The 12,277-nt window shown below is 42.2% G+C and carries 14 protein-coding genes; 9 read left to right on the top strand and 5 right to left on the bottom strand.

Annotated features, from left to right (window positions below):
• Positions 1–73 precede the first annotated feature (73 nt).
• The 5 genes from NLG07_RS08340 to fur all read left to right on the top strand — a co-directional run bounded on the left by NLG07_RS08340 (position 74) and on the right by fur (position 2,691).
• Entirely contained in the window at positions 74–475 is a 402-nt protein-coding gene (locus NLG07_RS08340) for an H-NS family nucleoid-associated regulatory protein (protein ID WP_254855009.1), read from the top strand.
• A gap of 59 nt (positions 476–534) precedes the next feature.
• Positions 535–1,290: an alpha/beta fold hydrolase gene (locus NLG07_RS08335; RefSeq protein ID WP_254855008.1), complete on the top strand. Its 756-nt coding sequence runs from the start codon at positions 535–537 to the stop codon at positions 1,288–1,290.
• Positions 1,291–1,387: 97 nt separating this feature from the next.
• The gene (locus NLG07_RS08330; protein WP_254855007.1) at positions 1,388–1,609 is read left to right on the top strand and encodes a DUF2788 domain-containing protein; all 222 of its coding nucleotides are present in this window, start codon (positions 1,388–1,390) and stop codon (positions 1,607–1,609) included.
• A gap of 15 nt (positions 1,610–1,624) precedes the next feature.
• Positions 1,625–2,149, top strand: coding sequence for a flavodoxin FldA (fldA, locus tag NLG07_RS08325; protein WP_254855006.1), 525 nt, complete (start codon positions 1,625–1,627; stop codon positions 2,147–2,149).
• A 116-nt stretch (positions 2,150–2,265) separates the two neighbouring features.
• Positions 2,266–2,691 carry a ferric iron uptake transcriptional regulator gene (fur, locus tag NLG07_RS08320; RefSeq protein WP_303049197.1) on the top strand — a complete coding sequence of 142 codons (426 nt, stop codon included), beginning with the start codon at positions 2,266–2,268 and terminating at the stop codon, positions 2,689–2,691.
• Here fur and NLG07_RS08315 read toward each other — a convergent pair.
• From NLG07_RS08315 to NLG07_RS08305, 3 genes are read right to left on the bottom strand one after another with little or no spacing between them, the layout of a single operon-like run.
• Positions 2,688–3,611 (bottom strand): hypothetical protein, encoded by a 924-nt coding sequence (locus tag NLG07_RS08315; protein ID WP_254855005.1) that lies wholly within the window; start codon positions 3,609–3,611, stop codon positions 2,688–2,690. The two genes, fur and NLG07_RS08315, sit on opposite strands and share 4 nt — an antisense overlap.
• Entirely contained in the window at positions 3,604–4,245 is a 642-nt protein-coding gene (locus NLG07_RS08310) for an allophanate hydrolase subunit 1 (protein ID WP_254855004.1), read from the bottom strand. The genes NLG07_RS08315 and NLG07_RS08310 overlap by 8 nt, the downstream gene beginning before the upstream one ends.
• Complete coding sequence (locus tag NLG07_RS08305; protein WP_254855003.1) at positions 4,236–4,961, bottom strand: 5-oxoprolinase subunit PxpA; 726 nt, start codon at positions 4,959–4,961, stop codon at positions 4,236–4,238. The genes NLG07_RS08310 and NLG07_RS08305 overlap by 10 nt, the downstream gene beginning before the upstream one ends.
• Before the next feature lie 70 nt (positions 4,962–5,031).
• Here NLG07_RS08305 and NLG07_RS08300 point away from each other — a divergent pair, with 70 nt between their 5' ends.
• Complete coding sequence (locus NLG07_RS08300; protein ID WP_254855002.1) at positions 5,032–5,685, top strand: S1-like domain-containing RNA-binding protein; 654 nt, start codon at positions 5,032–5,034, stop codon at positions 5,683–5,685.
• 360 nt (positions 5,686–6,045) lie between these two features.
• Here NLG07_RS08300 and NLG07_RS08295 read toward each other — a convergent pair whose 3' ends face one another.
• Entirely contained in the window at positions 6,046–7,560 is a 1,515-nt protein-coding gene (locus tag NLG07_RS08295; RefSeq protein ID WP_254855001.1) for a fumarate hydratase, read from the bottom strand.
• A gap of 149 nt (positions 7,561–7,709) precedes the next feature.
• On the opposite strand from NLG07_RS08295, the gene pabB reads away from it, so the two are divergent.
• From pabB to NLG07_RS08280, 3 genes are all read left to right on the top strand, one after another.
• Positions 7,710–9,116 carry an aminodeoxychorismate synthase component I gene (pabB, locus tag NLG07_RS08290; protein WP_254855000.1) on the top strand — a complete coding sequence of 469 codons (1,407 nt, stop codon included), beginning with the start codon at positions 7,710–7,712 and terminating at the stop codon, positions 9,114–9,116.
• Positions 9,103–9,711, top strand: coding sequence for a CoA pyrophosphatase (locus NLG07_RS08285; RefSeq protein ID WP_254854999.1), 609 nt, complete (start codon positions 9,103–9,105; stop codon positions 9,709–9,711). The genes pabB and NLG07_RS08285 overlap by 14 nt, the downstream gene beginning before the upstream one ends.
• 102 nt (positions 9,712–9,813) lie before the next feature.
• Positions 9,814–11,181, top strand: coding sequence for an L-serine ammonia-lyase (locus NLG07_RS08280; protein WP_254854998.1), 1,368 nt, complete (start codon positions 9,814–9,816; stop codon positions 11,179–11,181).
• A 1-nt stretch (position 11,182) separates the two neighbouring features.
• On the opposite strand, the gene cysB is transcribed toward NLG07_RS08280, so the two are convergent.
• The gene (gene cysB, locus NLG07_RS08275) at positions 11,183–12,157 is read right to left on the bottom strand and encodes an HTH-type transcriptional regulator CysB (protein WP_254854997.1); all 975 of its coding nucleotides are present in this window, start codon (positions 12,155–12,157) and stop codon (positions 11,183–11,185) included.
• Positions 12,158–12,277 lie beyond the last annotated feature (120 nt).

Raw genomic sequence — 12,277 nt, 5'->3', positions numbered from 1 at the left:
GAAATTAAAATTTAAATTACTATACTCCGTTTTGTTAGAGTGTCATTAATAATAAAACAAAAGGAAAATAAAAATGAACGATTTTGTCAATATTTTGACTCATGGGCGTCGCTTACAAGGCGCAACAAAATCACTAAGCATTGATGAATTATTAGATGTTCAAGAAAAATTGGCATCAGTTATCGAAAAGCGTCGTGCACAACTTGTTGCAGAACAAGCTGAACTTGAGGAGAAAAAGGCTAAAATTGAAGCGATTCGTCAACAAATGATCGAAGCTGGTCTCGATATTTCTGACTTCGATGCTGAACATAACGTAAAACCAAAGCAAACACGTCGCAAAGGGCAAAAACGTCCTGTTCGTTATGCAATTACCCAAGACGGCCAAGAAACCAAATGGACAGGTATCGGTCGTATGCCAGTAGTATTCCGTGAAGTGTTAGAATCCGGCGGTTCTTTGGAAGATTACGCTGTTTAGTTTTTTGGATAACAATCTTTACAATGCGCCAATCAATGCATTTATGTCATACCCAAACAATGACCGATTCATCATCTGATGAGTGGGTTATTCTTATTCATGGATTATTTGGGGATTTAGATAATCTAAAAAATCTCGCCAGAGAGCTCAATCGATTTGCAAATGTATTATTAGTCGACTTGCCTGCTCATGGACAGTCTCCAGCGACTGATTCGTTTGATTTTGTGGTTTACGCACAAATGATTGCCGATACGATCAAGGCTAAGAATATTGATAATCCGCACATAGTCGGTCATTCATTAGGTGGCAAAATAGCCATGGCCATGGCATTAAATAATAGGTTGAACATCCGGTCATTAGTGGTTGCTGATATTGCGCCAGTTGCCTATCCGCCCCGACACGATGCAGTTTTCAATGCATTAAACCAAGTTGAACTAGCTGCAGTGAAAAGCCGTTCAGAGGTAAAAACCATATTTGATAAGGCCCTACAAGACGAGAGCACGAGACAATTTTTACTTAAATCCCTCAAACAAAAAGATGGCAAATGGCATTGGGCATTTAATTTACCCCTTTTACAGCGCGATTATGCCAAACTAATTGATTGGCCGTTCACAGGTTTGCATGCTTCTGTGCCTACGCTATTTATCAAAGGCAGTGATTCTGATTACATACAGCCCTCCATGCAGGGCGCTATCATTTCTAGTTTCCCTAATGCCAAAGCGCATATCATTGAGGCTGCAGGTCACTGGTTGCATGCTCAAAAACCTGTCGTATTTAATCGGGTTGTTGCGAGATTCTTACAGTCACAAACTTGATTTAGCACAAGTTTATCCTCATTAAGTCCAACATCTAGTGCGAAAACGTTCCGCCTTATGCTAAAATGCACTCAGAATATTTAACTATTTATCACAGATGTTAGCAGAACATTTTGAATTAATTGAAAGTGTAATGATGAACTTGGGTTTGTTGATCCTGTTTTTGTTAATGGGATTTGCCGTTCATGATGTACTCAAAAAAAACGACGTCCCATTTATCGGCCGAGCCGTTGCCTATGGCGTGCTGGGTCTTGGTGCATTAGGTTTTGTCGCAAAAGGGTTGATTCAAATATTCTGGGTATCCAGTGGTGTCAATTAAGTCTTGGAGTAATTAATGGCAAGTGTCGGTTTATTTTTTGGTAGTGATACAGGCAACACTGAGCATGTTGCAAAGATGATCCAAAAGGAGCTTGGAAAAAATCTAATTGAGGTACACGACATCGCCAAAAGTACCAAAGAAGAGATTGCTGAGTTTGACTTACTTCTTTTTGGGATTCCAACTTGGTATTACGGTGAAGCTCAGTGTGATTGGGATGATTTTTTTCCAGAACTAGAAGAAATTGATTTCAATGATAAGTTGGTTGCGATTTTTGGTTGCGGTGATCAAGAAGACTACGCTGAATATTTTTTAGATGCGATGGGCATGGTAAGAGATATTGTAGAAGCTAAAGGCGCTATTTTGATCGGACAATGGTCTACCGATGGATATGATTTTGAAGCTTCAAAGGGGATGGCAGATGATACCCACTTTGTTGGTTTAGGAATTGATGAAGACCGGCAGCCGGAGTTGACAGAAGAACGTGTCAAAAACTGGTGTGCGCAGATCCGTGAAGAGATGTGTTTATCTGAATTAGCTTAAACTCTATACAAAGCTGTAAAAAGGCACGGGTTATCCTGTGCCTTTTTATTTTATGGGTGAAATTTGTTGTAAGTTTGCTTATACTCTTTCACAAAATCAGAATTGGGATTGCCATCATGGATCAAAATAAAGAACTAAAAAAAGCAGGCTTAAAAGTCACTCTCCCCAGACTTAAAATCCTTGAAATATTGCAACAGCCCAACAACCAACACATCAGTGCTGAAGATGTTTATAAGATTCTTTTGGAACAGGATGAAGACATCGGTTTGGCAACTGTTTATCGTGTACTCAACCAGTTTGACGATGCAGGTATTCTAATTCGACACCATTTTGAAGGTGGTAAATCAGTATTTGAAATCAGTCAAAAAGAACATCATGACCACTTAGTATGCTTAACTTGTGGTAAGGTGGTTGAGTTCGAAGACCCAGTTATTGAACAACGTCAAATCGAAGTTGCCAAAGAGAACAATATGTCTCTTACACATCACTCATTATATTTATATGGTGAGTGCAATAAAAACAACTGCGAAAATAACGACTAATTATTCGTTTCTAATCGACCTTTGTCATGCGCCAACTGCGCATGCCATTGGCTATGTGCAGTTTCTGGTTCAGTCCATTCAAATGTGAACTCGTCATTCAATTGTACTAATTGCGTAATACCCAACCGTGACAAACAGCCAATGATTGGGTAACCTCCGGTGGTTTGCTTATCTGCAAGTAACACAATTGGCAGTCCATCTTTTGGAACTTGAATCGCACCTAATGCAATCGGTTGGGATTCTGTAATGGTAGGCGTTTCAAGTAGGGTTTCAGATTTTAAGCGATAGCCCATTCTGTCAGCTTTACTGGATATTCTGTACTGTGCTGAAGTGAATTTCATCTTATTGACCACATCAAATTTTGTATATTGATATGCTGGAATAACTGATAAATTCGGATTCAGAGTGTTTTGCCAAACTGGAGTGAAGTGCATGTTTTTGTAAGGCAATACTTTAGGATCAGTCATCGTACAAGAATACGGCGCTCGTAACATCTTTCCATCGCAGTATTCGCCACCAAATTCTTCTCTAGCCACACAACATGTACTGTCTAACACTTTCGGTAATGAAAATTGCGTACTAAAACATAAATAAATTATTTTCCCCGAATTTGGCAGGCCAACAGTCACGGTTTGCTTAGGTAAAACAGGAATGATTTCGTAGCTTGAATAGGTCTTGTGTGCAACATTTACTTCTACCGCAGCACCGGCAATACAAAAACTCACCGGAGCACTTACGGTAAATTGAAGTCCCCCGCGACTTTCGAGCTGCACTTGTGCGTATTCACCGAGCAGATATTGGTTGTGACGAAAGCTCAACTCATCTAATGGCCCAGATAAAGTGACTGCCATATGTCCTACCATACGACGATGGCGGTCGACCCACAGCGAAGGCGTATTGATCATGGAAAACTCAAGCATGGCACCCTACAAAATCAAAATGGACTGTGTCGCCTAATTGCAAAAAACTCGGAGGATGTTGCATAACGTCAAATAGCGTTTGCTCACAATGTCCAAGTAAATACCATCCACCTGGTGATACTTTGGGATAAATGGCAGCGTATTCACTAGCAATGGCAAAACTACCTGCTGGCACGGCCGTTCTTGGGGTAGCTTTACGTGGGAGGTGCAATGATTTAGGGAGACCAGACAAATACGAGAACCCCGGAGCAAAACCATTGGCACTGACCACAAATTCAATATTACTTAGCGCTTCATAAAGGGCTTTTGCATCCATTGCAACGTGTTCAAGCACTTCTTCTAAATCCAGTGCACATGCTGTGTCAATTGTGAGGTGATGATGCCTAGTTGGTTGTGTGTGACGGCCAATCAATGAGAAGGTCTGAGCGATTGAACGACGTATTTGCCATGGGTCAAACTCATCTTGGGTGACTAACATGACACTATTGGCGACCATGACGCAATCGCGTAACCAATCTGGGGGATCAGTGGTCAATCCCCTCACCCATTCGGTCACTTTCAGGGATGAATGACGTGGCGTGCAGAGCCAAGAGTTTTCATTTAGACGCTCAATAGATAAATTCGTTATCTGCATGCGCAATCGACAGCTTTGATTAATTCTAAGGCATTCGGGGTATCAGAATGGACACATAGAGTGTCGGCGTGTAGCAACAATTCATCGCCTTCAACCGTAGTAACCGGTGAACCGTTTGCCACGTTTTTGGCTTGAGCTTGGGCCTCGATAAGTGTCAAAACCGAATTGGGTTGAGAGCGTGCCACTAGTTCTCCAGTATTGTGATAAGCGCGATCAGCAAACGCCTCAAACTGCAAATTTAACCCAACCTGTTCAGCGTCTTCCAGCATTTCATTTGATTTAATAAACGCTGGCACCATGCAAGATAAATCCTGTTCAAAGTCTTTAATAACTTGAAATAGCGTTTTGCGAATTTGGGTATCACTCACCATGTCATGATACAGCGCACCGTGAGGTTTTACATAGCTTAAGGTGCAATCATAGCGCTGACATAAACCGAGAAGCAACGCAATTTGATAGGTGATACAATCAGCCAACTCAGATGCTGACATTCGCATATGGCGACGGCCAAATCCCTGTCTATCGGGGTAACTTGGGTGCGCTCCAATCGTCACATGATGCTGTTTTGCTAATTTAAGGGTATGAATGGTTTCAACTGGATCACCTGCGTGCATACCACATGCAATATTTGCTTGATCAATATACGGCATAATGGCACTTGTATCGCACAGCTGATAACGACCGAAGCCCTCTCCTAAATCACAATTTATCTTCACGAGATTCCCATTTATAAATCATTTCAGGTAATATAAACGATTATATAAATCTAGACCATAAGCATAATGTATGAGCCACCCATTTACCCCTCTTGTCGGAACCATCATCCGACAACCCGTAAAACACATCACTGAGTTTGGTGTATTTTTAGCTATGGATGAGCACGAGGATTTACTGATCCCAGAGCGACATTTACAGCAAGCTGTGAACATTGGAGACATGCTCTATGTCTACGTATTTTATGAGGACAATACAGATCGTATTTTGGGTAGTACGAAGCTATCACATTACCTACCTGAACTAGACAAAACAGGTGAATTTGCCCAAGGTCAAAGTGTCGTTTTGCACATATTTGCTGCTTCCGATTTAGGCTACAAAGTCATCATTAATGACACTCATTTGGGATTATTATTCAAAGTAGATGCATTAGGCAGCAAACGGATTGGTGACGAATGTCAGGGCTTTATTAAGCAGGTTCGAGAAGATGGTAAAATCGATGTATGTTTACAGCTTCACACACCCGGCGCGCGAAAATCTCTAGAAGAACAAATTTTGGATGCGCTCGAGGCACATAATGGGCTGTTGACTATCACGGATAAAAGTAGCCCTGAAGAAATCCAACACGCTTTTCATGTCAGTAAAGGCAGTTACAAAAAAGCCATTGGCGCACTATACAAACAAAAGAAAATCATTCTTAACCCAGAATTTATAAAACTCGTATAGGTGCATAAATCCAAGCATCTATTAGTTTTGACGTAACTGTAGAGTTTTTTATACAAAATAATTTTTTTGTAATCGGTAAATATCATTCTACTTAACACAATAAAGTATACTCTGATAGACGATATAGAATATAGTTGTGTGTGAGACATGATTTGGTGGCAGATAGTACGAGATTGAGACTACCGTCACAAGATAACGGCCACATAACGTGCCTCATACTATCTACCATTGTCATAATTAACTATAGTTGATAGTTGTCAATTTAGTATTAGGCAAAAGTCTAAGATTACACTCAAATTGAACTTAAAAAAAACGCACTGAACATCCATCATTCAGTGCGTTTTTATTTGTATATTAAAATTAGCTTTTTTCAGCGATTTTCACTTTCCAAATATCTGGTCCGATCGCATGTGCATTTTGCCCTTCAGAATCTACGGCAACCGTGACTGGCATATCTTCTACTTCGAACTCGTAAATGGCTTCCATACCCAAATCTTCAAACGCTACCACACGCGCTTTTTTGATGGCCTTTGATACTAGATATGCTGCGCCGCCAACGGCCATTAAATAAGCTGATTTGTGTTTGGCAATGCTCTCAACCGTTGCTGGACCGCGCTCAGCTTTACCAATCATACCGAGTAAACCTGTCTTCTCAAGCATCATGTCAGTAAACTTGTCCATTCGTGTTGCCGTGGTCGGGCCTGCGGGGCCGACTACTTCGTCACCCACGGCATCTACCGGACCCACGTAGTAAATAAACTTGTTGGTTAAATCTACACCGTCGGGTAAGCCTTCACCATTATCAAACATCGTTTGGATACGTTTATGAGCGGCATCACGTCCGGTAAGCATTTTACCATTGAGTAATAACGTTTCACCGACCTTCCATTCTTGAATGGCTTCTGGAGTCAACTCATCTAAATTAACGCGACGGGTGTTTTCACCTACTTCCCAAGTCACTTCTGGCCAGTCTTCTAACTTTGGCGCCTTAAGTTCAGCTGGACCTGAACCATCTAAGTGAAAATGCGCATGACGAGTAGCCGCACAATTTGGGATCATAACCACGGGTTTAGAGGCAGCATGTGTTGGCACAGATTTGACTTTGATGTCGACGACCGTAGTCAAACCGCCTAAGCCTTGCGCCCCGATGCCTAATGCATTAACGCGCTTAAAGATTTCAACTCGAAGTTTTTCTTCAGTCGTTTCCGGGCCTCGCTCAATTAACTCATGAATATCAACGGGATCCATTAAGCTCTCTTTAGCAAGTACTGCCGCTTTTTCAGCCGTTCCGCCAATGCCTAGCCCCAACATCCCCGGAGGACACCAACCTGCGCCCATTGTAGGGACTGTTTTAGCGACCCACTCAGCAATATCATCAGATGGATTCAACATCACCATCTTAGATTTATTCTCTGAACCGCCACCTTTCGCCGCAATCATGACTTCTACCTGATTACCTGGCACCATATCGATGTGAACTACGGCTGGTGAGTTATCTTTGGTATTGATGCGTTTTCCAGCGGGATCTGCCACTATTGAAGCACGTAGAGGATTATCTTGATTGTTGTAAGCTCGGCGAGTACCTTCATCGACCATTTGTTGAACAGTCATATCGTGTTTGTCCCACTGTACTTCCATACCAATTTTGACGAAGCAGGTCACAATACCTGTGTCTTGACAAATAGGACGTTTGCCTTCTGCTGACATACGAGAATTGATTAAAATTTGCGCCATAGCGTCTTTAGCTGCTTGGCTTTCTTCGCGATGGTAAGCGTCCTCGACAGCTTTGATATAATCTAATGGGTGGTAGTAAGAAATAAACTGCAACGAATCAGCGATGCTTTCAATAAAATCTGCTTGGCGAATGACCGTCATTGTAACCTCAATGTTAAGATTTAAATTGGAATGTATTAGGTTATAATACTATTTTGTTAACACAGTTACCAAGCCAAAAAGCTACAACTTTGGCCTAGGCTCTAACCTAAACAGCTAATAACTAATTTGACTATTATTAAAAGAGTGATATGAAACGCACCTTATTTATTGAGCCATTACCCCAGCTGAATCACCTCACCCCACAGCAAGTGTTTGCTCAGTTTGCACATCAGCCTTTTCATATGCTGTTTGATAGTGCGCAACATCCTAGTGCAGGCTTTGATCTGATATTATTTGCGCCAGAGGCAGTGCTCACAGCACACGAGCAACAATTACATTTTCAGCTTATCAAAGCACAAGACAGTACATTTACACTGCAAACGTCTTTGTTTGAAAGTCTTACCAGCCTGCAAACACATTATTTTGCAGAAACAGACATTGAAATCCCCAGCAAAATACTGCCGATATATCAAAAATTACCTTTTGTCGTTGGTATTGCTGGCAGTTTTGGTTACGAGCTCAATGCATTTCTAGAAACACTCCCCGCGCCTAAGAATCGTTATCAAACTCCAGATATGATTGCGGGGGTCTTCACTCAATCAATTATTTATGATCGTACGGAACAGTGTTACTACCATTGTTATCTCAGTCGTGTTCCACTAGAGGCACCCAAAGTGGGTGATGTGACACGTGATCAGTCTGAATTCACACTCACCAGTGATTGGAAGGCCGACAAAACGCAAGAACAATACGTACACAGCATCAATGCGATCCACGAATACATTTTGAGTGGTGATTGTTATCAAGTGAATTTTGCCATGCGCTTTACTGCTCATTACAGTGGCGATGAATACGCGGCATATTGTTTGTTAAGTCAGTATAACCAAGCACCGTTTTCGAGTTTTATTCGCACTGAACAAGGGGCTATTTTATCCATTTCTCCTGAACGCTTTATCCAAATTAAAGATAACCAAGTCAATACCAAGCCGATTAAAGGCACTATGCCACGCTTTGTCGATCCGATAGAAGATCAAGCATCGGCTAAATCGCTGCTTGATTCGGAGAAAGACCGCGCCGAAAATCTCATGATTGTCGATCTCTTGCGCAACGATTTATCCAAACACTGTGAACCGCACAGTGTCAAAGTACCAAAGTTGTTTGCATTAGAATCCTACCCTGCCGTACACCATTTAGTAAGTACGATTGAAGGACAACTACAAGATAATGTTCATCCTTGGCAACTATTTTCAGGTGCTTTTCCTGGTGGCTCAATCACTGGTGCACCCAAAGTCCGTGCAATGGAAGTCATTCATGAATTAGAAGATACCGCACGTCACATTTACTGTGGCAGTATTGGCTACGTGGGAATCAAAAACGACATGGACAGCAACATTGCCATACGCACCTTATTATGCGAAAACGGGCAAATTTATTGTTGGGCTGGTGGAGGGATTGTACTTGATTCAAATGCCCAAGCTGAGTATGCTGAATTACACGCTAAGGTCAGTAAAATACTGCCGCTATTGAAGGAACAATCACCAGGTGCAGCCCGCTGAATTTATTGCACGGTTTCAATCACCGACAACCCTCTTACCACAGCGAGACTTTCCCGATTTGCCAGTTACCAGGCAAGCTGCAGTGATGATCAACCTTGTTTTATTATTTCCACCTGATACGTCATCCAAGGACCAAGCAAAACCGACACTTCACGCTTTATTCACACGTCGCTCAGTACATCTTAAACACCACGGAGGCCAAATCAGTTTTCCTGGTGGAAAGTACGAAGGTTCTGATCCGAGTTTAATGCATACCGCAATTAGAGAAACTCATGAAGAAGTTGGCTTTGCTGTTGCTGAGCAAAATATTGTCGGCTCCTTATCACAATACCCTACAATTTCAGGTTTCAGTGTTACACCCTATGTAGCCATTCTCGACACTGTACCCAACATAACGATTGACCGTAATGAAGTCAGTGAATCTTTCTATGTCCCATTAGAATACTTATTAAACCCGAATAATTACCTCTCACATTTTGTTACGCGTAACGGCGCAAAGTACCCAGTTTACTTCCTGCCATGGCAAAATACCTATATCTGGGGAGCCACCGCGGGGATGCTAATGAACCTATGCTCTGCTACGTATCTCCCCTAAGATATTGATAAATAATTTTTATATATAAAATAAAATTTAATCAATTGTTAAATGTATTAATTTGTCTCATGATAATTCATAGAGTTATCAGGAAGTATTTTCATGATCAGTGTTTTTGATATGTTCAGTATTGGTATTGGCCCGTCAAGTTCGCATACCGTGGGCCCAATGCGAGCAGCATATGATTTTGCTCAATCGCTTGAAGACAAACTAAAAGAAGTTACCCATATTCACACTGAGTTATATGGTTCATTAGGACAAACCGGTATCGGCCATGGTACGGGTAAAGCGATTATTTTAGGCTTGTCAGGATACCAACCTGAGCAAATTGAAGTTGAGATGGTCAAGCGTATTTTAGAAGATGTTGCAGCCACTCAACATCTGAGCCTCATGCAACAACATCGCATCGCATTTCCAAACTCTGGCGCGATGATATTTCATCGTCACAAAACATTACCGCGACATTCCAACGCAATGACCATCAATGCCTATAATAAAGATCGGTTAATCAAAAGCGAAACGTATTACAGTATCGGTGGCGGCTTCATTATCAACGACAAAGATTTTGTCGATTCAGCGTCCGATCACATAGCGCGACAGACAACCCGGCCGGTTTACCCATTTGATACTGCAGAACAACTCATTGCTCAATGTCAGGCAAACGGACTCACTATTTCAAGTCTAATGCTGGCTAACGAAGCTCAAATTCGCACAAAAGAACAAGTCAAACAACAGTGTGCCAATCTCTGGCAAGTAATGCGCTCCTGTATTGAGCAAGGAATACAAAACGAAGGAATTTTACCTGGTGGTTTAAAGGTCACACGTCGTGCTCCTGCTCTCTATCGTCGCCTCAAGACAGAAAAAACAGCCGACCCCATGGCTGCTATGGACTGGGTGAATCTGTATGCTTTAGCCGTAAACGAAGAAAATGCGGCTGGCGGTCGGGTGGTCACGGCGCCAACGAATGGCGCTGCGGGTATCATTCCTGCCGTATTGAGCTATTACGATAAGTTTATCGAACCCGTCACAGATGAAATTGCGATGCGATTTTTGTTAACCGCAGCCGCGATTGGTATTTTGTATAAGAAAAATGCTTCTATCTCTGGCGCAGAAGTGGGTTGCCAAGGTGAAGTCGGTGTTGCTTGTTCCATGGCGGCCGGTGCGTTAACCGAAATCTTGGGTGGCACTGTACTGGCTGTCGAAAACGCTGCCGAAATCGGCATGGAACATAATTTGGGTTTAACCTGTGACCCGGTGGGTGGTTTAGTTCAAGTCCCTTGTATAGAGCGCAACGCAATGGGCGCCATCAAAGCGATAAATGCTTCACGCCTAGCGCTGCGTGGTAATGGTCAACACAAAGTATCATTAGATAAAGTGATCAAGACCATGCGTGAGACTGGCCGAGATATGAAAAACAAATACAAAGAAACTGCCCGTGGCGGCCTCGCTGTCAACATCATCGAATGCTAAGTTATTTGACTGGAAGCGTTAAGTCTTTGAACATACGCTCAACGTCTTCATTGTTTTTTTGCTGGATGGCTTTTTCCACCACGGCTTTGGTCAAATGTGGAGCAAAACGCTCAATAAAATCATACATGTAACCGCGCAAAAAATTGCCTCGACGAAAGCCAATCTTAGTGGTTGAGTATTCAAATAAATGAGAAGCATCGATGCGCACCAAATCGGTATCCACTTCTTCGTCAATCGCCATTGATGCTACCACCCCAATGCCCACACCTAATCGCACATACGTTTTGATGACATCCGCATCGGTTGCCGTAAAGACAATTTTGGGCGTTAAACCAGCTTGGTTAAACGCATGATCTAATTCACTGCGCCCAGTAAAACCAAAGACATAAGTTACTAGTGGATGCTTAGCAATATCTTCAATCGTAATCGTGCCTTTTTGAGCGAGTGGGTGGTCGTGTTTGACGATTACGGAACGGTTCCAATGATAGCAAGGTAACATCAACAAATCGTTATACAAATGCAGACTTTCAGTCGCGATGGCAAAATCTGCCTCACCTTTGGCGGCTAAATCACTGATTTGCGACGGTGTACCTTGGTGCATGTGCAGAGAAACATTAGGAAAGCGTTTCATAAACCCTTGAATAACCTGAGGTAAAGCATATCGAGCTTGAGTGTGAGTCGTCGCAATATTAAGTTTGCCTTGATCCGGTAAGTTATGCTCCCGTGAGACCGCTTTTATACTTTCGACCTGCGCCATAATTTTACGAGCGATATCAATGATTTCTTGTCCAGCATCCGTGACATGCGTCAGGTGTTTACCGCTTCGCCCAAAAATTTGCACACCCAACTCATCTTCAAGCATCCGAACTTGCTTACTGATCCCAGGTTGTGAGGTAAATAAAGACTCGGCTGTGGCAGAAACGTTGAGATTGTTATTTTGAACTTCGACGATGTAGCGCAGTTGCTGTAGTTTCATAGGTGCACGGCAGGTTATATCGATATTCAATAAATTTATAATGGGTAAAAAAAAATAGCAACTGATTTAACATCTTTTTGTCAATGCCGACATAAGAACCTGTCATCAGGGTATTATTCA

This window comes from Alteromonas sp. LMIT006, from assembly GCF_024300645.1.
In the GTDB taxonomy this organism is placed as follows: domain Bacteria; phylum Pseudomonadota; class Gammaproteobacteria; order Enterobacterales; family Alteromonadaceae; genus Opacimonas; species Opacimonas immobilis.
The sequence above is the reverse complement of the archived record's forward strand: the minus strand, read 5'-3'. Positions and strand labels throughout refer to the sequence as shown.